This is a genomic window from Phenylobacterium sp. (genome assembly GCF_030698145.1).
Taxonomy (GTDB): Bacteria; Pseudomonadota; Alphaproteobacteria; order Caulobacterales; family Caulobacteraceae; genus Phenylobacterium.
The window spans coordinates 1-18753 of sequence record NZ_JAUYNW010000096.1 but is presented as its reverse complement, the minus strand read 5'-3'; the positions used below and the strand labels follow the sequence as shown (position 1 = coordinate 18753).

The window sequence follows — 18753 nt, the reverse complement described above, 5'->3', positions numbered from 1 at the left end:
GTGGAACAGATATCGGCCCGTGAGGCCCGCCGCATCGCGCTGGCGGCGCAGGGCTTCGCCGACCGGCGGCCCGAGGCGCCCGGCAAGCGCCATGTGTTGAAGACCATCGATCGGCTGGGCGTGCTCCAGATCGACTCGGTCAATGTGGTGTCGCGCACCCACTACCTGCCACTGTTCTCGCGGCTGGGCGCCTATCCCCGGCCTCTGTTGGACGAGGTCGCCTGGGGCAAGAAGCCCGCCCTGATCGAGTACTGGGCCCATGAGGCCTCGCTGCTGCCGGCGGCGACCCATCCGCTGTTCCGCTGGCGGATGGACGACGCGCGCGAAGGCGTCGGGACCTGGACGGGGATTGCGCGGTTCCTGCGCACCCACCCCGACTTCATCGACCGAGTGCTTGACGAGATCGAGACCCGCGGGCCGATGCCGGCCTCCGAGCTGGAGCTTGGCGCCAAGGGGGCCAAGGGCTGGTGGGGCTGGAGCGAGGGCAAGCGGGCGCTGGAGTGCCTGTTCTGGATCGGCGACCTGACCGCGGCCACCCGGCGCGGCACCTTCGAACGGGTCTACGGGATCGCCGACAAGGTGCTGCCCAAGGCGGTCCGCGAGACCCCGACCCCGGACCGCGAGGACGCCCAGCGCGAGCTGATCCGCATCGCCGCCCGCGCCCAGGGCGTGGCCACCGAGCGCGACCTGCGCGACTATTTCCGCATGGGCGTGGCCGAGACCAAGGCGCGCATCGGCGAGCTGGTGGAGATGGGCGACCTGGCGCCGGTGACGGTGCAGGGCTGGGCGAACGACGCCTATCTCGATCCCGCCGCCCGGCGCCCCCGCAAGGTCGCAGCCAACGCCCTGCTCTCGCCCTTCGATAACCTGATCTGGTTCCGCGAGCGCACCGAGCGGCTGTTCGACGCGCGCATCCGGCTGGAGATCTACACCCCGGCCCACAAGCGGGTGCACGGCTACTACGTCCTGCCCTTCCTGCAGGGCGAGGCCCTGACCGCCCGCGTCGACCTCAAGGCCGAGCGCAAGAAGGGCGTGCTGGTGGTGCAGTCGGCCCATGCCGAACCCGGGGCGAACGCCGAGACCCCGAGCCTGCTGGCGGCGGAGCTGAAGCTGATGGCCGGCTGGCTGGGCCTGGACCAGGTGCAGGTCGCGCCGAAGGGTGATCTGGCCGCGCGGCTGGCGGCGGCCGTGGGCTAGGCCTTCGGTGTCATCACCAGCCAGGGGGTCGGCTTGATCCGCCATTCCCAGACGGCCAGGAGCTGGTCGAGGTGGCCCGACTGCGCCAGCCAAGGCGGCAGGGGCAGGGTCTTGGGCTGGGTGTCCAGGCGGACGATGTCGTGGGTGGGAGTGAAGCGCTCGACCAACCGCGCCAGGTTCCCCGGCCGGTAGACGTCGTGGGTCTCGACGATCAGGGTCATGGCCGCCAGGGCCGGCGACAGGTCGGGGCGCAGCAGATCGTCCTCGGCCCCCTCCACGTCCATCAGCACCAGGCACTTCTGGCCTTCGAAGGCCTCGAAGCCCGCGGGGATGAAGGTCTCGCCGACCATCACCCGGTCGGCGACGCCGTTGGCTTCCGCCAGCGCCACGCAGGCGGCCCGGGCCTGCGCCTCGATGTCATAGGCATATACCATGGCGTCCGGCATCAGCCGGGCGAGGCCGACGGCGTAGTAGCCCTCGGCGCAGCCCACATCGATCACGGTTTCGAAGCCCTGTCGCGCGAAGGCCTCGATATGGGGATGCAGCTCCGACTCGTAGGTGCCCAGCAGGCGCGGCGCCAGGGCGCCCTCGGTGGCGGTGCGCAGGTAGGCCATGCCGGCGAACGGACCTTGCAGGATCACCTGGCCGTGGTGGCGGACATAGGCGTCGACGATGGCCGAGGCGCGCCAGAGGGCCAGCACCCGCAGGGCCATGTTGAGCTCGGCCGGCTGGCTGAGCGGCGGTTCGCGGTCCAGCCGCTCACGCAGCCACTGAACCACCCGCTCCGCATAGGTCATGACGCGCCCCGCACCGGAATCATGGCCGACATCTAGCACCGCCAAACTGCTGGCGTCAGGGACAGCCGTCAGGCCGTCCCCTCGGTCACCGCGTGCAGCCGGGCATAGGCGCCGCCCTTGCGGACCAGGTCGGCGTGGCGGCCCTCCTCGACGATGCGCCCCTCGTCGAACACCAGGATGCGGTCGGCGCCGCGGATCGTCGACAGCCGGTGGGCGATGACGATGGTGGTGCGGCCCACCATCAGCTCCTCCATGGCCGCCTGCACCTGACGCTCGGTCTCCACGTCCAGCGAGGACGTGGCCTCGTCCAGCACCAGGATCGGCGCGTCGGCCAGGAAGGCGCGGGCGATGGCCACCCGCTGGCGCTCCCCGCCCGACAGCTTCACGCCCCGCTCCCCCACCAGGGTGTGGTAGCCGGCGGGCAGCCTGGCTACGAAGTCGTGGGCGCGGGCGCGGCGGGCGGCGAGCGCGATCTCCTCCTGGCTCGCCTCGGGCCGGGCGTAGCTGATGTTCTCGGCGATGGTCCTGTGGAACAGGGCCGGGTCCTGGGGCACCACGGCGATGGCCCGGCGCAGGGCGCCCTGGTTCACCGCGGCGATGTCCTGGCCGTCGATGCGGATCGCGCCCTCCTGCAGGTCGTAGAGCCGCTGGATCAGCTTGACGAAGGTCGACTTGCCCGCCCCCGTCGGCCCCACCAGCGCCACCCGCTCGCCCGGCGCGATGCGCAGGGTGAAGTCGCGATAGAGCGGGTCCTCCGCCGACTTGTAGCGGAAGGTGATCCTGTCGAAGACGATCTCGCCCAGCTGGCCCGCGAAGGCCGGGGCGTTCGGGGCGTCCATCACCTCCGGATCGGTGCGGGCGTAGCGGGCCACGTCCTCCACGTCGTCCAGGCCCTTCTGCATCATGCGGATGTTCTCGCCGATGTTGCGCAGGTAGCCGCTCATCAGCATGAACGAGGTGATCGCGAAGGCCACGTCGCCGGCCGTGGCGTTCCCCTGGGCCCAGAGCCGCAGCAGCAACCCCGTCAGCCCCGCCTGCAGCACCACCAGCAGCAGGTTGTGCCATAGCCAGACATTGATGAACCGCGTCCAGGTGGTCAGGGTCAGGCTGCGCCACAGGGCGGTGATCCCGCCGATCCGCGCCTCCTCCCGATGCTCGGCCCCGAAGGACTTCACGGTCGGATTGGACGAGATGGAGTCGGCGAGCGCCCCGCCGATGCGGCTGTCGAGGGCCACCGACTTCAGGTTGGCCGGCCGCACATACTTGGCCGTGAGGATCAGGTTTGAGGCGACATAGATCACCACCACCGCCAGGGAGAACAGGCCGACGCTTGGCCAGCGGGCGATCATCACGCCCGACAGGCCAAACAGCACCAGCATGGCCGGACCCAGCCACAGCACCACTGAGTCCGAGACCATGTCATAGCCCCACATGGCGCGGCTGAGACGGCGCACGGTGGAGCCCGCGAAGGTGTCGGCGTGCCAGTCGGCCGAGAACGACTGGACCCGCTTGAAGCCCTCGTCGGTCATCTCCTTCATGTTGGCCGCCGCCAGCGGGTTCCAGAACCGGAAGCTGATGTTGCGGATGATGGCGAAGGCCAGGTAGACGCCGACGAAGATCGCCCAGGCGTTCCAGGCGAGGTCGGCCGCGCCTGGTCCCGCGGCGACGGCGTCGACCAGCTCCCCCGCCGCCCAGGGCAGGGCCAGGTCGAACCCCACGGAGGCCAGGGTCAGCACCACGCAGGCCGTGAGCAGCACCGGCCGCCGCAGCCAGAACCGGGCGATGAAGCCCAGCACCTGGCCGTTGGAGAGCACTCGCTGCGGCTGGTCGTCGGTGTCCTCGTAATGCTCGGTCACTAGACTGTCCCCTCGGTCACGGCGTGCAGCCGCGCATAGGCCCCGCCCTTGCCGATCAGCTCGGCGTGGCGGCCTTCCTCGACGATGCGGCCCTGGTCGAAGACCAGGATGCGGTCCGCCCCTCGGATGGTCGACAGCCGGTGGGCGATGACCACGGTGGTCCGGCCGATCATCAGCTCCTCCATGGCCGCCTGGACCTGGCGCTCGGTCTCCACGTCCAGCGAGGACGTGGCCTCGTCCAGGACCAGGATCGGGGCGTCGGCCAGGAAGGCCCGGGCGATGGCCACCCGCTGGCGTTCGCCGCCCGACAGCTTCACCCCCCGCTCGCCCACCGGCGTCTCGTAGCCGTTGGGCAGGCGGGCGATGAACTCGTGGGCGCGGGCCCGCTTGGCGGCCAGGATCACCTCGTCCTGAGTGGCGCCGGGCCGGGCGTAGCTGATGTTCTCGGCGATCGAGCGGTGGAACAGGGCCGGGTCCTGGGGCACCACGGCGATGGCGCGCCGCAGGGAGCCCTGGCTGACCTTGGAGATGTCCTGCCCGTCGATCAGGATCCGACCGCCCTGTACGTCATAGAGCCGCTGGATCAGCTTGACGAAGGTCGATTTGCCGGCCCCCGTCGGTCCGACCAGGGCTACGCGCTCGCCGGGCGCCACCACCAGGGTGAAGCCGTCATAAAGCGGTCGCGGCTGGTTGGCGTAGCCGAAGGTGACACGGTCGAAGACCATCTCCCCCAGCTCGCCGCGGAACGTCTGGGCGTCGGGCGTGTCGGCCAGCTGCGGCTCGGTGACCATGTAGGTCGCCACGTCCAGGGTGTCGTCGAGGCCCTTCTGCAACATGCGGGTGATCTCGCTGAAATTGCGCATGTAGCCGGCCATGACGATGAACGAGGTGATGGCGAAGGCCACGTCTCCGGGGGTCGCGTTCCCCTTGGCCCAGGCGTCGACCAGGAAGGCCGTCAGGCCCGCCTGCAGGACGATCATGAACAGGTTCTGGCCCAGGCCCACATTGTTGAACCGGTCCCAGGTCTTGTTCACCGCCGCGCGCCAGGCCTCGACCGTGCGGCCGAAGCGGGCCTCCTCCCGGTCCTCGGCCCCGAAGCTCTTGACCACCGGATTGGCGCCCACCGCATCGGCCAGGGTCGCGCCGATCTTGGAGTCCAGGGCCGTGGAGACCAGGTTCACCGGCCGGATGTAGTGCACCGACATCAGGATGTTGTAGGCCCCGAAGGCCAGCACCATCACCGCCACGAACGCACCCGCCCAAGGCCATTGCAGGCCAAGCGAGATCGCCAGCCCGCCCAGCACGATCAGGGTCGGCGCCAGCATCATCAGGAGGGCGTCGGAGGCGCTGTCATAGCCCCACATGGCGCGGCTGACCCGGCGCACGGTGGCGCCGGCGAAGTTGGAGGCGTGCCAGTCGGCCGAGAAGGCCTGCACGCGCTTGAAGCCGTCATTGACGATACGGGCCATGATCCGCGCGTAGAAGCCGTTGGCCGCTCGGAACAGTGACGAGCGCATAAGGTAGAACAGCAGGTAGAGGCCCGACAGGGAGGCCCAGGCGGTCCAGGCGGCCCCAGTCACCTTCTCCGGCGCGGAGACGGCGTTGATCAGGGCCCGCGTGGCCCAGGGGATCGCCAGGTCGGCGGCGGTGGCCGCCAGCATGAACCCCACGATCAGGGCGAACTTGCCCGGTTCGGCCAGCCAGTGGCGGACGATGAAGCCCAACACCTGGGTGTTGGTCAGGACTCGAGGACGGTTGGCGTCCTCATCGTCGTCGAGAAAATCGGTCATGACGCACTTCCAAAATTGTCCCGGCCAGGCCGGGGTGGGTCCGAAGCTGGACGCCGGGATCCGTGGGGGAGCACGGATCCCGGCGCCGCTTGCCGCGCCCCGCTACGCAGCGGGTCGGCGGGCCTCGAAGTTGAGTATTCGGCTCGACCGGCCTGGATGGCGTCCCGGCTGGTGGTCGGCCCCGACGGTGATCTCGCCGAAGCCCGCGGTCGCGAGCGCCAGCTTGAACTCCTCGAGGCCCCAGATGCGGAAGGCCATGACCTCCAACTCCGACTCCACCAGCCGCCCGTTCCGCCAGCGTTCGTAGCGGTCGTGGGTGACGCGCCGCTGACGGACCAGGTCGATCTCCACGGCCCGGCCCTCGATCCGCAGCATGTCGCCGTTGGCGGCGGTCCAGGTGCGGATGTCGGGCTTCTCGTTGGTGAGGTAGCCCATCGGCATCAGGTCGATGAGCAGCCGTCCCCCGGGCGCCAGGTGGTCGTGGAACCGCCGCAGTACGGCCAGGCCCTCGGCGAAGTCGTCGATCAGGGTGAAGGTCCCGACCGGCACGAGGATCGCGGAGAAGGCGTGGTCGTAGGCGAAGTCCTGGAACCGGGCCTGGCGAAGGTCCGGCGAGAGGCCGCGCGCGGCGCAGTGCCGCCGGCAGCTTTCCAGCATGTCGGCTGACTGGTCGAAGCCCTTCACCTCCAGCCCCGCCTCGAGCAGCGGGATCAGCAGGCGTCCGGTTCCCACCGCGGCCTCCAGGATCGGTCCCTCCGTCCCGGCCAGGCGGTCGAGATAGAAGGGCACGTCGGGCAGGGAGCCGGGGGGCTTGTCCAGGTCGTAGACCTCCGTGCACATCGCCCCGTAGCGATTGGGGATCGGGGCGTTGGGCCGGGCCGAGATGGGTTGCGTGATAGGCATGTCGTCTCTTGAAACAGACGGACTCCGCGCGGGATCTTGGCGGGGGAATCCGTGGAATCGAGGAGCGCCAGCGGACGCGCGAAACTAGGCGTTTAGGGCTGGCGGTGCGGTGCAGAGCGGCCCCGTCTGGGGGCCCGGTCGCGAGTTAATCGCGGTTCCGCTTAAGGGCGGACACAGCGACGAACGGCGTCTGCGGGCGATGATTGAATGCTGTCACGCTGATCACCTCCCTGTTTCAGGCGCTGCGGGGCTGGACGACGAGCCAGACCCTGCGCGCCTCGAATCCCGCTGTCAATCCGACCGACCCGCGTTCTTTCAGGGGCGCGGTACGGTCGAGCCGCTAGCGTGGCCCAGAGGTCACAGACGAGGCGCCCCGCGCATAAACCGACCCCTGGAGGGTCCGCCAGGCCGTAAGCGGCCCATAACCGGACAGCCCACGCCATGGTGACGGAGCTGACGCAGCGCCGGGCGGTGGGGCAGGTGGTCGGGCGTCACGACGGCCCAGGCGAGCCCCAGCCGTTCGAACAGCATGATCAGCGCCCATCCCAAGTCGACCTGACCGGGATAGAGGCCCAGCCTCGCCGAGCCTGGGAAGGCGTGGTGATTGTTGTGCCAGCTCTCGCCCATGCTGATCAGACCGGCGATGACCACGTCATGGCCCTGGACGCTGGCGCCCTCCACGATCCAGGTTTGGGGACCGTGGCGGTGCGCGAAGTGTCCCACCAACCAGTGGCCGGTCACGCTGACGGACACGCGGACGCAAACGCCCCAAACCACCCAGCCCGGCCCGCCGATAGAGAGAAGCGCGACCGCCCAGGGCAGTTGCTGCCACATCCAGGTCCGCTCCAGCCATGCGTAGAAGCGATCCTGAGCCAGGCGCGGTTCAAGACGAAAGCTCGGAGCGCGGTCGAGGGCGAGGTCGCAGTGAAGCTGACGCCAGCCGTCGCGCCAGAAGTCGGTCCGATGGGCCAGATAGTCGTGGCACATGGGCTGGCGCTGCGCCCAGTCGCGAAGGTCATGCTGCCGGATCATGCCTATCGGGCCGGCCATGCCCACCAGCACCCCGAGATAGACGCACAGATGTTCGAGCCAGAGCGGGCAGGCGAAGCTCCCGTGGATCAGTTTGCGGTGCATGCCCACGGAATGGCCGGCGCAAAGCGTAATCGCTGACGTCGCCAGGAACAGCGCCAGTGTGTCCCACGAAGCGAACATCGGGCCCAAGACAAGGGCCGCCAGTGTCATGCCTCCGATCCAGAGTGACTTTCGCGGCGCCCACAGAATTCGGCCGTTCACCGGGTCCGAGCTGGCGTCCGCGGCCATCCGCTCCGATCCGGGCACGAGTAGCATCGACGGTTCTATTCCGCCTCGGATGAGCGGCCGCGACGCAGACGGGCGCTCTCCTTCTTGAGCGGCGCGGAGACGGGGCAGAGGTTCTGGACGAAGCCGTTCAACGTCGTGACGAGGTTATCGCGCACCAACGAATAGTGGACGAACTGGCCCCGCTTCTCTGCGTTCACCAGGCCCGCGTTCTCGAGCACCTGCAGGTGTTTCGAGATGGCGGGCTTGCTCATGTCGAAGCGGGCCGCGATCTCGCCAGCCGTCAGGTCGACCTCGGCGAGGTAGGCCAGAATCTTGCGTCGGGGCGTCGAGGCCAGGGCTTCGAAGACCTTTTCCAAAATATCATTGTCCTAATTAACTTATTAGCTAATTGACTAAGAATTGTTGGAGATGTCAACCCTGTCGGCATGACGATCCCCCTCCCCGACGCCGCGCCCAGCAACTGGGTCGACCGCCATGCGCCGCGGGGCCTGCAGCCCTGGCTGAAGCTTGGGCGCTTCGACCGTCCCACCGGGATCTGGCTGCTGATGCTGCCCGGCTGGCAGGGGGTCGCCCTGGCCGGCGCCACGGCCGGCCTGCCGCCCGACCTCTGGCTCATGCTGAAGGTGCTGTTGGGCGCCGCCCTGATGCGCTCGGCGGGCTGCGCCTATAACGACATCGTCGACCGCGACATCGACGCTAAGGTGGCGCGCACCGCCGGCCGGCCGATCCCCTCAGGCCAGATCAGCGTCAGGCAGGCCTGGGGCTTCGTGGCGGCCTGCAGCCTGGTGTCCTTGGCGATCCTGCTGACCCTGCCCCCCCTGGCCGTGGCGCTCGGGGTCGGTTCCCTGACCCTGGTGGCGGCCTATCCGTTCATGAAGCGGATCACCTGGTGGCCGCAGGCCTGGCTCGGCCTGACCTTCAACTGGGGCGCCCTGCTGGGCTACGCCGCAGCGACCGGGACGCTCGGATGGCCGGCCGGCCTGCTCTACGCCTCGGGGATATTCTGGACCCTGGGCTATGACACGATCTACGCCGTCCAGGACCTGGAGGACGACGCGCTGGCCGGCGTGAAGTCCTCGGCCCTGCGCCTGGGCGCGGCGGCGCCCAAGGCGGTGCTCGGCTTCTATGTGGCGAGTTTCGCGCTGGCGCTCGCCGCGGCCTGGACGGCGGGCCTCGGCCCTCTCGCCCTGCCGCCGCTGGCGCTCTACGGCATGCACTTGTCGCGCCAGGCCGCCCGGCTGGACGTGGCCGATCCCGGGCTGGCCCTGGCGCTCTTCAAGTCCAACAGCCTGGCGGGGCTGCTGCTGTTCCTGGCCCTGGTCGCCGGGATGTGGCGGGGCCCGATGGCGCTCTAGGCAATCCTCACCAGATGCTCCCCTTCTGGGAGAGGATCCAGGCGGCGCTAGGCGACGTGCCGGGATCCCTGCTGCTCGGCCAGGCGCTGCTCCATGCGGGCGCTGGCACGGCGGAGCTCATCGATGGCGTCGTCGATCTCCTGGCGCTGGCGTTCGAAGGCGGCGATCCGCTCGCGGAATTTGCGCAGGGCGAGCGCGTTCTGCGCGATCTGACCATCGCCTTGGCCGTAGAGGTCCAGGATGTCGCGGATCTCGGCCAGGGACAGGCCGACGCGCTTACCGTTGAGGATGATCTGAAGGCGGGCCCGGTCGCGGTACGAGTAAACCCGCGCCATGCCCTGGCGGGCGGGGGCCAGCAGGCCCTGGTCCTCATAGTACCGCAGGGCGCGCGCGGTGGCGCCGAACTCGCGGCAGAGCTGGGTGATGGTGAAGGTCATCGCCGGGCGGCGAAGCTTGGCGGTCATTCTGTCCTCCCATGGATCACGCGGGCTGTACCGCCCGTCGAGGTTGGAGTTTGCCCTTCCCTTTACGTGAACGTCAATCACGTACGTCAACAACCAAGCCTGCCGTGGGGTCACGCTTGTCGGGGTTTTCCTCGCGGGGAAGGATCGCGCAAACGGGAGGCCAAGCGCATGAGCGACCTCGATTTTGGCGGCAAGACGGCGCTGGTCGTCGGCGGGTCCAGCGGCATCGGCAACGGCGTCGCCCACGGCTTCCGCGAGCGTGGGGCCAAGGTCCACGTCTGGGGCACGCGGGCCGCGGCGGCGGACTATGATCCGGCGGACGGCTCGGACCTGAGCGGCCTGGCCTACGCGAAGGTCGATGTGGGGAACCGCGCGGAGATCGAGGCGGCCGCCCCTATCGACCCGCTGGACATCCTGATCCTCTGCCAGGGCACGGTGGTCTACAAGCGCGGCGAGTTCGGGCCGGAGGGCTGGGACAAGGTCATGGCGGTCAATCTCGACAGCCTGATGGCCTGCGCCGTGAAGTTCCATGACGCGCTCGCCAAAGCGCGCGGCTCGATCATCATCGTCAGCTCCGTCTCCGGCTACCAGGCCAATCGCGGCAACCCTGCCTACGCCGCCTCCAAGGCCGGCGCCGTCAGCCTGACCAAGACGCTCGGTCAGGCCTGGGCCGGCGACGGCATCCGGGTGAACGGCCTGGCGCCTGGCCTGGTCGACACCAAGCTGACAAAGGTCACCACCGAGCATCCCGACCGGCTGAGCGGGGCGCTGGCCCGCATTCCCGTGGGCCGGATGGGCGAGCCGTCGGACATGGCGGGCGCGGCGCTGTTCCTGGCCTCGCCGCTCGCCAGCTACGTGGTCGGCCAGACCCTGATCGTCGACGGAGGGCTCAGCCTGTGAGCGCGCCAGGACGATCGCTGAAGGGTTCCCGGGTCCTGGTCACCGGCGCGGCCGGCGGCATGGGCCTGGCCACCGCCCGGATCTTCGCCCAGGAGGGCGCGGAGGTGGCGCTCACCGACTACACGGCCGCCTCAGCTCAATCCGCCGCTGAGGCCTTGGCCGCGGAGGGCCTCACCGTCCATCCGTGGAAGCTGGACGTCTCCGACGCCGCCGAGATCGCCGCCGTCGTCGAGCAGATCGCCCAGCGCCTGGGCGGCCTCGACGTGGTGGTCAACAACGCGGGGGTCTCGGGCTTCTCGCCCATCGACAGCGACGACTACGAGGCCGTTTGGGCCCGCTCGCTCTCGATCCTGCTCACCGCCCACCAGCGGGTGGTACGCGCGGCCCTGCCCCACCTGCGCAGGTCGAAGGCGCCGCGCATCGTCAATATCGCCTCCACCGAGGCCCTGGGGGCCACGGCCCGCGACAGCCCCTATGCGGCGGCCAAGGCCGGGGTGGTCGGCCTGACCCGGGCGCTCGCCGTGGAGCTGGGCCGCGAGGGGATCACCGTCAACTGCATCTGCCCGGGCCCCATCCGCACCGGCATGACCGCCGCCATCCCCGACGAGGCGAAGGAGACCTTCGCCAAGCGCCGCACGGCCATGGGCCGCTATGGCGAGCCCGAGGAGGTGGCCCACATCACCGTCAGCCTCTGCCTGCCGGCCACCTCCTACATCACCGGCGCGGTGATCCCGGTGGACGGGGGCCTGACCGCCCGCAACGCCTGACCTCGCCCTTGACGATGGAGTTTGTATGACATACAAATAAGCCATGCCGAACGTCCTATCCCTGGCGGAACAACGTGGCAGGCGCGAGCCGGGCAAGCGCATGCGTTCGCGGCTGCTCGACGCGGCGGTGGAGTTGTTCAAGGCCCAGGGCCTGGCCGGGGTCTCGGTGGCCGAGATCGCGGCGGCGGCGGGCGCTTTCCCCAGCCAGGTCACCTACTATTTCCGCACCAAGGAGGCCCTGTTCGTCGAGGCCGCCTGCCGCGAGGTGCTCTATGTGGCGCGCCAGGCCGAGAGCGCAGCCGCGTCAGCCGTCACCGGTCGGGACTACAACCGCAGCCTGGTCGAGACCGTGATCGGATCGCAGGGCCTCGCCCTCTTCGTGGACGCCCTGTCGCTCACCCGGCGGCGGCAGGACCTCGCCCCGCTGATCGAACGCACCTTTGATCGCCTGCACGGCCAGGGCGACCGCGCCTATGCCGAGGTGCGCCAGCAGCGCGGCTGGTCGGGCCGGGACGATCCGGCGACCACGGCGCGGCGCTTCTGGACCCTGGCCCTTGGCGTGGCCCTGCGCGACGGCGCCACCGATGTCACGGGATCGGCCGCCGTCGACGAGATGCTGGCCCTGCTGGGCCACTCCCACATTGCCGGAGCACACGCCTGATGGCCGCCGCCGCCCGCCTGGACCCGAAGGACTTCTTCACCGCCGAGGAATGGGCGCCGATGTCGCGCCGCTCGTCGTGGAAGGGCCTGGCCATGATCGCCCACGCCTGGGCGACCATCGTGGCGGCCGGCGCCATGGTCGTGGTCTGGCCCTTCACCCTGCCGCTGGCGGTGATGATCATCGGGGCCCGGCAACTGGGCCTGGCCATCCTGATGCACGACGCCGCCCACGGCGCGCTGCACAAGAACCTCAAGGTCAATGACTGGCTGAGCGAGTGGCTCACCGGGGGCGGAGTGCATAAGTACCGGCCCTATCACCTGACCCACCACCGCTTCGCCCAGCAGTCGGAAGACCCCGACCTGACGCTCTCGGCGCCGTTCCCGATCACCCGGCTGTCCCTGCGGCGCAAGATCGTCCGCGACCTCACCGGCCAGACCTTCTTCAAGGCCCGGTTCGGCGGCTTCGTGAAGAAGCTCAAGGCCCGCAAGGCCGGCGAGCCCCTGTTGCCCATCATCGCTGAGGAGATCCCGCGCCATGGCCCCTGGCTGATCGGTGGCGCAATCGTGACAGCCGCCGCCGCGCCGTTCGGCCTGTGGTGGGTGTGGCCGGTGCTGTGGGTCCTGCCCCAGGCGACCTGGTATCCGCTGGTCACCCGCCTGCGGAACATCGCCGAGCACGCCTGCATCGACGAGAACGAACCCAACCCCATGCGCCAGGCGCGGACCACCAAGGCCAGCCTCATCGAGCGCCTGCTGATCGCGCCCTACTATGTGAACTACCACTGCGAACATCACATGTTCATGCACCTGCCCTGTTACAGCCTGCCCCGCGCCCACAAGATCCTGGCGCGCAAGGGCGTGACGCAGCGGATGCTTGTGGAGCCCGGCGGGTATCTGAAGGTTCTGAGCCTGGCCTCGTCGAAGCCGGCCTAGCACCAGGCGCCCGCCATGCTAGATGGCGGGATGATCGACCCCTCCCTGGAGGGCCGCCAGGCCTTCATCCTGCAGAACACCCGGTTGCAGCATCCGCCGCACACGCCGGAACTGACCCTGCACCTGGCCGACGAGATCACCCCGATCTGGAAGATGACCGAGGAGGCCCTGGCTGAGATCGGCCTGCCGCCGCCGTTCTGGGCTTTTGCGTGGGCCGGCGGCCAGGCCCTGGCGCGCTACATCCTCGACAACCCGGAAGAGGTGGCCGGCAAGCGGGTGATCGACTTCGCCTCGGGCTCGGGGATCGTGGCGATCGCCGCCATGAAGGCCGGGGCCCACGAGGTGCTGGCCGCCGACATCGACAGCTTCTGCCAGGCGGCCATGAGCCTGAACGCCAAGGCCAACGCGGTGAGCGTCGCCTTCACCGACCTCGACCTGCTGGACGCCCCTGCGCCGGAGACCGACGTCATCCTGGCCGGCGACATCTGCTACGAGAAGCCCCTGGCCGCCAAGGTGATGGACTGGCTGGCCGCCGCCCATGTGCGCGGAGTCCGGGTGCTGATCGGCGATCCGGGCCGCAGCTACTTCCCCAAGGTCGGGTTGGAGAAGCTGGCCGAGTACCAGGTCGAGACCACCCGCGAACTGGAGGACCACGAGGTCAAGAAGACCGCGGTCTGGACTCTCCCCGCCTGAGGCGATAATACAGAACAAATATAGAACATCCATATTGAGGCCGGTATGCGCGAAGACGGCAAGATCGACTATGTGGAGATGCCCGGCGGGGATCTGGTGGCCACAAAAGCCTTCTACATCAAGGCCTTCGGCTGGAGCTTCACCGACTATGGGCCGGACTACGCGGCGTATAGTGAGGGTCTTGATGGCGGTTTCGACGGCGATACCGCCAGCGCGCTCGCCAAGCCCCTGGTGGTGCTGTTCGCCAAGGACCTCGAAGCCATGGAGGCCAAGGTGGTCGCCGCCGGCGGCGTAGTCCTGAAGCCCGTCTTCAGCTTCCCGGGCGGGCGACGGTTCCACTTCCGCGATCCCGGCGGCAACGAGCTGGCGGTCTGGTCGGAAGGTTAGGGCGCGCCCAGCGCCCAGGCGTCGGCGACGGCCAGCATCTCGCGGCCCTCGGGCTGGTAGGTCAACTTGGTGGCGAGGAGACCGGTCGAGAGCCGCTCCATGACGCCCCACTCCCAGATCGCCCGGGCCTCGACGCCGGTCAGGGCGCTCAGCCGGGCGCAGCGGGCCAGGCCGAGCTCCAGCGGATCGCCGGCCAGCAGTTCGGTGCTCCACTCGCGCATGGGGACGGCCAGGTCGCAGGCCGGCTCGGCCGCCAGGCCGTCGGGATCGACGAACTTGAAGGCGTCGGTTCCCGGGACCTGAAGGGTGTTGTGGTCGTGGGCGTCACCATGCACCAGGACGCAGGTGTTTGGGTCGAAGGCGGCGATCCGGCGCTCGGCATAGGCCAGGCCTTGAGCGACCGCCCGCTCGGAACACGGCCGGTCCAGGGCCTCCCAGGTGTCGGCGATGAACGCGCCCAGCCAGCGGGCCTTCTCGGCGCCGGTCATCAGGCCCAGGCCCTGCGGCGACGTCGCCCAGGCCGCCTTGAGCGTGCGGCAGATGGCGGCGATCCGGTCGTCGAGCGATAGGTTGAGGCGGCTCAGGGACGGTCCGAGGCGCTCTTGCAGCAGCGCCGCGCGGCCCGCGTCGTGGCGCAGCAGCCGGACATAGCCACGGCCCTCGGCCAGGGCGAGGGTAGCGATCTCGGCGGTGACGTCCTCACCCGGCATGCCCAGCTTGAGGACGGCCGCCTCGCCCTCGCGGGTCACCGCCTGGGCGACGTAGCTGCCGGTCCCGCCGTGCAGGGTCGCGCCGACTGCGAGGCCCCAGTCGCGCTCGAGCCCGGCGACCAGATCGCCCAACCCCGCCAGCCAAGCGCCGCCCGCCTCGCCCGCCGCCTCGGCGCGCAGCCGCACCGGCTCCGGAACCTCGATCGCCCTCTCCGCCATGCGCCGAGACTGCACAGGCGCAAGGCCGGCGTCGACCCCGTCGCCGAACCGTCACGGGTGTCGGCTATCGTCCGCGGCCGGACGAACGGGTGACGGGGCCAGGTGACGGGGCCAGGTGACGGGGCATGACGGGCAAGAGCTGCGGCGAGTGCGGGATGTGCTGCAAGTTGCTGGCGATCCAGACCCTGGACAAGGCAGCCGGAGCCTGGTGCGGTCACTTCAAGCGCGGGACCGGCTGCGGGATCTATGCCGACCGCCCGCCGGCCTGCCAGGGCTTCACCTGCCTATGGCTGGACTCAGAGAAGCTGGACGACGCTTGGCGGCCGGACCGCGCCAAGTTCCTGATGTACACCGAGAAGGACGGCAAGCGGCTCAACGTCATCGTCGATCCCGCCCAACCAGGCGCCTGGAAGCGCGAACCCTATTACCGCCGTATCAAGGCCATGTCGCAGCGGGCCCTGGAAGGCTACGAGCTGGTGGTCTGCATCGGGGACCGGCGCGTCGTGGTGTTCCCCCACGAGGACGTCGACCTGGGCCTGGTCAATCCCGACCACAAGCTGGTCTGCGGCTATGCCGAGCGCGACGGACAGATGGTCCCCTACGCCATGATCCTCAGCGACCTGCCGCAGGCTCAGGCCAATAGTATCGCGGCGTCGCCGTAGCAGGTGGCGGCGAGCACCATGCGCGCCCGGCCGTCCGTCTCGCCGGACCGGGGCAGGGTCGCGGCGTAGCAGGCCTCGAAGGAGCCGCTGAGCTCGGTCAGCGCGATCTCCAGCTCCCGCTCGATCAGCCAGGCGTCCGCGGCGAGCGCCGGGCTCGGCGGCTCGTCGGGCCTGACGAGGGCCAGGCAGGCGATCAGCCCGGCCGACGCCGCCAATGTGTCCATCCTGCGCATGCCCGTCTCATACGGAGGCGGCCGGTTCCAGGCAAGCCAGGAGCGAGCTTGCGACGTGCGGGGGCGAAAGACGCCCCTATAGTGGCAGGCGCTGAGCAATTTGTTTTCGGAGCCGCCATGCGCGACGCAGGGCCCACCTTCTTCGAGGTCGCGGCCGGGTTCCGGGCCTGGCTTGAGGCGAGCCACGATACGGCGGCCGAGCTGTCGGTGGGCTTCCGCAAGAAGGGCAGCGGCCTGGCCTCGATCACCTGGCCGGAAGCGGTGGACGAGGCGCTGAGCTTCGGCTGGATCGACGGGGTGCGCCATTCCATCGACGCGGAGAACTACCGCATCCGCTTCACGCCCCGAAAGCCGGGCGGGATCTGGAGCCAAGTCAACATCAAGCGTTTCGCCGAGCTGAAGGCGGAGGGCCGCATCCGCCCCGCCGGCCAGGCCGCCTACGAGATCGGCAAGCATCGCACCAACCAATATTCTTACGAGAAGGGCGAGCAGGCCTTCAGCCCCGAGGAGCTGAAACAGTTCAAGGCGGACAAGACCGCCTGGACCAATTTCGAAGCCTTCGCGCCCTGGTATCGCAAGGTGGCCATCCACCGGGTGGTGAGCGCCAAGGCGCCGGCGACCCGGACCAAACGCATGGCGATCCTGATTGACGCCTCGGCGCAGGGGCGCAAGCTTGGCTCACCGACCAAGTAGGCGAGCGGCCATGACCCCAGACAACGTGCGTGAGATCGCCATGTCCTTCCCCGGCGCGGAGGAGGGCTCCTCCTACGGCCAGCCGTCGTTCAAGGTCTATGGCAAGTTCTTCACCCGGCTGCGGCGCGAGGACCAGAGCGTGGTCCTGCTGGACGTCAGCTACGACGAGCGCGAGATGCTGATGGAGGCCGAGCCCGCCACCTTCCACGTCACCCCGCACTACAAGGATTATCCGAGCGTGCTCGCCCGCATCGACAGCCTGCATCCGGGATCGTTCCGCAACTTCCTCGACCGCCGCTGGCGCAGGCTAGCGCCGAAGAAGGCCGTGAAGGCGTTCGACGCGGCCCAGGCGGGCCATGACGCCTGACGCCCTGCGATCCGTCGCGCTCGCCCTGCCCGGAACGGACGAGGGGTTCAACATGGGCTCGGTGGTCTTCAAGGTGAACGGCAAGGTCCTCTGCCGCCTGCTGTCGGACGACGTCGCCATGTTCACTGGTGTCGGCTTCGACGAGCGCGAGATGCTGATGGAGGCCCGGCCGGACGTCTTCCACATCACCCCGCACTACAGGGACTATCCGGGCATGCTGGTGAACCTGGGCCCTCTGGACCCCGTCGAGTGCGCGAGCTTCCTAGAGAAACGCTGGCGGCAGATCGCGCCGAAGCAGGCGGCGAATGCGTTCGACGCGGGGAAGGCTTGAACGCTCCCCCAGATGCTCCCCCTCTGGGGGAGCTGTCGGCGAAGCCAACTGAGGGGGACTTTGACTCTATCTGCCGTGGATGAAGCCCCCTCTGTCTCGTCGCGAAGAGGCGACGATCCACCTCCCCCTAATCGCGCAGCGCGCTGGGGGAGGATCTAGGCCCTAGAAATCGTCTTCCATGGCTGCTCGGAAGTTCTCGAACACCTCGGCCGCGCGCTCGTGGGTGGGTTCTTCCGGATCGGCCGGGGTCTCGGCGATCGGGGCGCCGCCGGTGAGCCGGCCGGCCACGCCGCCGTTCTGGACCAGCAGCAGTTCCTCGCCCTCCTCGACGCTCGCGAGGAGCTGGGCGAGCTTGGGCGGCAGGTCGTCGAGGTCGATGCGCTTCATGGTCTCCGGATTTTACGGGACGCCCAGGCGTGACACCAGCCCGCCCGCGCCCTAGCTTCCGGCCGCAGTTCAGGAGACGACATGGCCTATCGGTCCTTGCGGGAGTTCATCGCCAAGCTGGAAGCCGCTGGCGAGCTGGTGCGCGTGAGCGAACCCGTCTCTTCCGTGCTCGAGATGACCGAGATCCACCGCCGCCTACTGGCCAAGGGCGGCCCGGCGGTGATCTTCGAGAACGTCATCCGCGCCGACGGCGAGCGCTCGTCCATGCCCTGCCTGATCAACCTGTTCGGGACGGTGAAGCGCGTGGCCATGGGCGTGACCCTTGACGGCCGCGAGCGGACGACGGCGGCCGACCTGCGCGAGGTGGGCGAACTGCTGGCCTTCCTGCGCGCGCCCGAGCCGCCGCGGGGCCTGAAGGACGCCTGGGACATGCTGCCGCTCGCCAAGACCGTAATGTCGATGCGACCGGCCGTGGTGAAAAAGGCGCCGGTGCAGGAGGTGGTCTGGACCGGCGACCAGATCGACCTCACCAAGCTGCCGATCCAGACCTGCTGGCCGGGCGAGCCCGCGCCCCTGATCACCTGGCCCCTGGTGGTCACCAAGGGCCCGTCTGACGAGCGCGAGGACGACTACAACCTCGGCATCTACCGCATGCAGGTGATCGGCAAGGACAAGACCATCATGCGCTGGTTGGCCCATCGCGGCGGCGCCCAGCACCACCGCCGCTGGAAGGCCGCGGGCAAGCCCGACGCCCTGCCCGCCTGCGCGGTGATCGGCGCCGATCCGGGGACCATCCTGGCCGCCGTGACCCCGGTTCCGGAAACCCTGTCGGAGTACCAGTTCGCGGGCCTGATGCGCGGCGCCAAGGTCGACCTGGTCGCCGCCAAGACCGTGCCGCTGATGGTCCCGGCCCAGGCCGAGATCGTCATCGAGGGCCACGTCATGCTGGACGAGTACGCCGACGAAGGCCCCTACGGCGACCACACCGGCTATTACAACTCGGTGGAACAGTTCCCGGTGAACAAGGTCAGAGCCATCACCATGCGCACGGACACGCTCTAACTGACAAACTACACCGTCCGGCCGCCGGACGAGCCCAACGACCTGGGCGAGGCCCTGAACGAGGTGT

At 69.2% G+C, this 18753-nt stretch carries 22 protein-coding genes and 1 pseudogene; 13 read left to right on the top strand and 10 right to left on the bottom strand.

Annotation, left to right across the window (positions count from 1 at the left end; genetic code table 11):
- Positions 1 to 1197, top strand: coding sequence for a winged helix-turn-helix domain-containing protein (locus tag Q8Q77_RS15195; RefSeq protein ID WP_305584470.1), 1197 nt, complete (start codon positions 1 to 3; stop codon positions 1195 to 1197).
- Here the strand turns inward: Q8Q77_RS15195 and Q8Q77_RS15190 are convergent.
- The 6 genes from Q8Q77_RS15190 to Q8Q77_RS15165 all read right to left on the bottom strand — a co-directional run bounded on the left by Q8Q77_RS15190 (position 1194) and on the right by Q8Q77_RS15165 (position 8219).
- Positions 1194 to 1994 carry a methyltransferase gene (locus Q8Q77_RS15190; RefSeq protein ID WP_305584468.1) on the bottom strand — a complete coding sequence of 267 codons (801 nt, stop codon included), beginning with the start codon at positions 1992 to 1994 and terminating at the stop codon, positions 1194 to 1196. The two genes, Q8Q77_RS15195 and Q8Q77_RS15190, sit on opposite strands and share 4 nt — an antisense overlap.
- A gap of 68 nt (positions 1995 to 2062) precedes the next feature.
- Positions 2063 to 3850, bottom strand: coding sequence for an ABC transporter ATP-binding protein (locus Q8Q77_RS15185; protein ID WP_305584467.1), 1788 nt, complete (start codon positions 3848 to 3850; stop codon positions 2063 to 2065).
- Positions 3850 to 5640, bottom strand: coding sequence for an ABC transporter ATP-binding protein (locus Q8Q77_RS15180; protein ID WP_305584466.1), 1791 nt, complete (start codon positions 5638 to 5640; stop codon positions 3850 to 3852). The genes Q8Q77_RS15185 and Q8Q77_RS15180 overlap by 1 nt, the downstream gene beginning before the upstream one ends.
- A 102-nt stretch (positions 5641 to 5742) precedes the next feature.
- Positions 5743 to 6543: a bifunctional 2-polyprenyl-6-hydroxyphenol methylase/3-demethylubiquinol 3-O-methyltransferase UbiG gene (locus Q8Q77_RS15175; RefSeq protein ID WP_305584465.1), complete on the bottom strand. Its 801-nt coding sequence runs from the start codon at positions 6541 to 6543 to the stop codon at positions 5743 to 5745.
- Positions 6544 to 6900: 357 nt separating this feature from the next.
- Positions 6901 to 7785: an acyl-CoA desaturase gene (locus Q8Q77_RS15170; protein ID WP_305584464.1), complete on the bottom strand. Its 885-nt coding sequence runs from the start codon at positions 7783 to 7785 to the stop codon at positions 6901 to 6903.
- A gap of 113 nt (positions 7786 to 7898) precedes the next feature.
- Positions 7899 to 8219, bottom strand: a complete 321-nt coding sequence (locus tag Q8Q77_RS15165) for a metalloregulator ArsR/SmtB family transcription factor (RefSeq protein WP_305584463.1) — start codon at positions 8217 to 8219, stop codon at positions 7899 to 7901.
- A gap of 69 nt (positions 8220 to 8288) precedes the next feature.
- Here Q8Q77_RS15165 and ubiA point away from each other — a divergent pair, with 69 nt between their 5' ends.
- On the top strand, positions 8289 to 9218 hold the full coding sequence (gene ubiA / locus Q8Q77_RS15160; protein WP_305584462.1) for a 4-hydroxybenzoate octaprenyltransferase: 930 nt from the start codon (positions 8289 to 8291) through the stop codon (positions 9216 to 9218).
- Positions 9219 to 9265: 47 nt separating this feature from the next.
- On the opposite strand, the gene Q8Q77_RS15155 is transcribed toward ubiA, so the two are convergent.
- Positions 9266 to 9682: a MerR family DNA-binding transcriptional regulator gene (locus tag Q8Q77_RS15155; protein WP_305584461.1), complete on the bottom strand. Its 417-nt coding sequence runs from the start codon at positions 9680 to 9682 to the stop codon at positions 9266 to 9268.
- Positions 9683 to 9850: 168 nt separating this feature from the next.
- Here Q8Q77_RS15155 and Q8Q77_RS15150 point away from each other — a divergent pair, with 168 nt between their 5' ends.
- The 6 genes from Q8Q77_RS15150 to Q8Q77_RS15125 all read left to right on the top strand — a co-directional run bounded on the left by Q8Q77_RS15150 (position 9851) and on the right by Q8Q77_RS15125 (position 14022).
- Complete coding sequence (locus Q8Q77_RS15150) at positions 9851 to 10582, top strand: SDR family NAD(P)-dependent oxidoreductase (RefSeq protein WP_305584460.1); 732 nt, start codon at positions 9851 to 9853, stop codon at positions 10580 to 10582.
- Positions 10579 to 11349, top strand: a complete 771-nt coding sequence (locus Q8Q77_RS15145) for an SDR family NAD(P)-dependent oxidoreductase (protein WP_305584459.1) — start codon at positions 10579 to 10581, stop codon at positions 11347 to 11349. Before Q8Q77_RS15150 ends, Q8Q77_RS15145 begins: the two co-directional genes overlap by 4 nt.
- Positions 11350 to 11449: 100 nt before the next feature.
- Positions 11450 to 12010, top strand: a complete 561-nt coding sequence (locus Q8Q77_RS15140; protein ID WP_305584458.1) for a TetR/AcrR family transcriptional regulator C-terminal domain-containing protein — start codon at positions 11450 to 11452, stop codon at positions 12008 to 12010.
- Positions 12010 to 12942: a fatty acid desaturase family protein gene (locus tag Q8Q77_RS15135; RefSeq protein WP_305584457.1), complete on the top strand. Its 933-nt coding sequence runs from the start codon at positions 12010 to 12012 to the stop codon at positions 12940 to 12942. Before Q8Q77_RS15140 ends, Q8Q77_RS15135 begins: the two co-directional genes overlap by 1 nt.
- Positions 12943 to 12972: 30 nt before the next feature.
- Positions 12973 to 13635: a methyltransferase gene (locus Q8Q77_RS15130; RefSeq protein WP_305584456.1), complete on the top strand. Its 663-nt coding sequence runs from the start codon at positions 12973 to 12975 to the stop codon at positions 13633 to 13635.
- A 45-nt stretch (positions 13636 to 13680) separates the two neighbouring features.
- A complete protein-coding gene (locus Q8Q77_RS15125; RefSeq protein WP_305584455.1) occupies positions 13681 to 14022 on the top strand; it encodes a VOC family protein in 342 nt (113 codons plus the stop codon).
- Here Q8Q77_RS15125 and Q8Q77_RS15120 read toward each other — a convergent pair.
- Positions 14019 to 14951: an aminoglycoside phosphotransferase family protein gene (locus Q8Q77_RS15120; RefSeq protein WP_305584454.1), complete on the bottom strand. Its 933-nt coding sequence runs from the start codon at positions 14949 to 14951 to the stop codon at positions 14019 to 14021. The genes Q8Q77_RS15125 and Q8Q77_RS15120 overlap by 4 nt on opposite strands.
- 125 nt (positions 14952 to 15076) lie before the next feature.
- Here Q8Q77_RS15120 and Q8Q77_RS15115 point away from each other — a divergent pair, with 125 nt between their 5' ends.
- On the top strand, positions 15077 to 15613 hold the full coding sequence (locus Q8Q77_RS15115) for a YkgJ family cysteine cluster protein (protein ID WP_305584453.1): 537 nt from the start codon (positions 15077 to 15079) through the stop codon (positions 15611 to 15613).
- Here Q8Q77_RS15115 and Q8Q77_RS15110 read toward each other — a convergent pair.
- A complete protein-coding gene (locus Q8Q77_RS15110) occupies positions 15583 to 15846 on the bottom strand; it encodes a hypothetical protein (RefSeq protein ID WP_305584452.1) in 264 nt (87 codons plus the stop codon). The two genes, Q8Q77_RS15115 and Q8Q77_RS15110, sit on opposite strands and share 31 nt — an antisense overlap.
- A 117-nt stretch (positions 15847 to 15963) precedes the next feature.
- Here Q8Q77_RS15110 and Q8Q77_RS15105 point away from each other — a divergent pair, with 117 nt between their 5' ends.
- The 3 genes from Q8Q77_RS15105 to Q8Q77_RS15095 are packed head-to-tail and all read left to right on the top strand — an operon-like array spanning position 15964 to position 17237.
- Positions 15964 to 16539, top strand: a complete 576-nt coding sequence (locus tag Q8Q77_RS15105) for a YdeI family protein (protein ID WP_305584451.1) — start codon at positions 15964 to 15966, stop codon at positions 16537 to 16539.
- A 10-nt stretch (positions 16540 to 16549) separates the two neighbouring features.
- Positions 16550 to 16906 carry an MmcQ/YjbR family DNA-binding protein gene (locus Q8Q77_RS15100; RefSeq protein ID WP_305584450.1) on the top strand — a complete coding sequence of 119 codons (357 nt, stop codon included), beginning with the start codon at positions 16550 to 16552 and terminating at the stop codon, positions 16904 to 16906.
- Positions 16896 to 17237: an MmcQ/YjbR family DNA-binding protein gene (locus Q8Q77_RS15095; protein WP_305584449.1), complete on the top strand. Its 342-nt coding sequence runs from the start codon at positions 16896 to 16898 to the stop codon at positions 17235 to 17237. The genes Q8Q77_RS15100 and Q8Q77_RS15095 overlap by 11 nt, the downstream gene beginning before the upstream one ends.
- Positions 17238 to 17399: 162 nt before the next feature.
- Here the strand turns inward: Q8Q77_RS15095 and Q8Q77_RS15090 are convergent, their stop codons facing one another.
- Positions 17400 to 17624 (bottom strand): hypothetical protein, encoded by a 225-nt coding sequence (locus Q8Q77_RS15090; protein WP_305584448.1) that lies wholly within the window; start codon positions 17622 to 17624, stop codon positions 17400 to 17402.
- An 81-nt stretch (positions 17625 to 17705) separates the two neighbouring features.
- Between Q8Q77_RS15090 and Q8Q77_RS15085 the strand changes: the two are divergent.
- Positions 17706 to 18753, top strand: a pseudogene (locus Q8Q77_RS15085) (UbiD family decarboxylase); the annotation flags it as partial.

Coding starts and splice junctions, on each gene's coding strand:
- Q8Q77_RS15125 (WP_305584455.1), top strand. CDS start 13,681: ATGCGCGAAGACGGCAAGATCGACTATGTGGAGATGCCCGGCGGGGAT.
- Q8Q77_RS15115 (WP_305584453.1), top strand. CDS start 15,077: ATGACGGGCAAGAGCTGCGGCGAGTGCGGGATGTGCTGCAAGTTGCTG.
- Q8Q77_RS15140 (WP_305584458.1), top strand. CDS start 11,450: ATGCGTTCGCGGCTGCTCGACGCGGCGGTGGAGTTGTTCAAGGCCCAG.
- Q8Q77_RS15095 (WP_305584449.1), top strand. CDS start 16,896: ATGACGCCTGACGCCCTGCGATCCGTCGCGCTCGCCCTGCCCGGAACG.
- Q8Q77_RS15190 (WP_305584468.1), bottom strand. CDS start 1,994: ATGACCTATGCGGAGCGGGTGGTTCAGTGGCTGCGTGAGCGGCTGGAC.
- Q8Q77_RS15100 (WP_305584450.1), top strand. CDS start 16,550: ATGACCCCAGACAACGTGCGTGAGATCGCCATGTCCTTCCCCGGCGCG.
- Q8Q77_RS15090 (WP_305584448.1), bottom strand. CDS start 17,624: ATGAAGCGCATCGACCTCGACGACCTGCCGCCCAAGCTCGCCCAGCTC.
- Q8Q77_RS15135 (WP_305584457.1), top strand. CDS start 12,010: ATGGCCGCCGCCGCCCGCCTGGACCCGAAGGACTTCTTCACCGCCGAG.
- Q8Q77_RS15120 (WP_305584454.1), bottom strand. CDS start 14,951: ATGGCGGAGAGGGCGATCGAGGTTCCGGAGCCGGTGCGGCTGCGCGCC.
- ubiA (WP_305584462.1), top strand. CDS start 8,289: ATGACGATCCCCCTCCCCGACGCCGCGCCCAGCAACTGGGTCGACCGC.
- Q8Q77_RS15130 (WP_305584456.1), top strand. CDS start 12,973: ATGATCGACCCCTCCCTGGAGGGCCGCCAGGCCTTCATCCTGCAGAAC.
- Q8Q77_RS15150 (WP_305584460.1), top strand. CDS start 9,851: ATGAGCGACCTCGATTTTGGCGGCAAGACGGCGCTGGTCGTCGGCGGG.
- Q8Q77_RS15175 (WP_305584465.1), bottom strand. CDS start 6,543: ATGCCTATCACGCAACCCATCTCGGCCCGGCCCAACGCCCCGATCCCC.
- Q8Q77_RS15170 (WP_305584464.1), bottom strand. CDS start 7,785: ATGACACTGGCGGCCCTTGTCTTGGGCCCGATGTTCGCTTCGTGGGAC.
- Q8Q77_RS15155 (WP_305584461.1), bottom strand. CDS start 9,682: ATGACCGCCAAGCTTCGCCGCCCGGCGATGACCTTCACCATCACCCAG.
- Q8Q77_RS15180 (WP_305584466.1), bottom strand. CDS start 5,640: ATGACCGATTTTCTCGACGACGATGAGGACGCCAACCGTCCTCGAGTC.
- Q8Q77_RS15105 (WP_305584451.1), top strand. CDS start 15,964: ATGCGCGACGCAGGGCCCACCTTCTTCGAGGTCGCGGCCGGGTTCCGG.
- Q8Q77_RS15110 (WP_305584452.1), bottom strand. CDS start 15,846: ATGCGCAGGATGGACACATTGGCGGCGTCGGCCGGGCTGATCGCCTGC.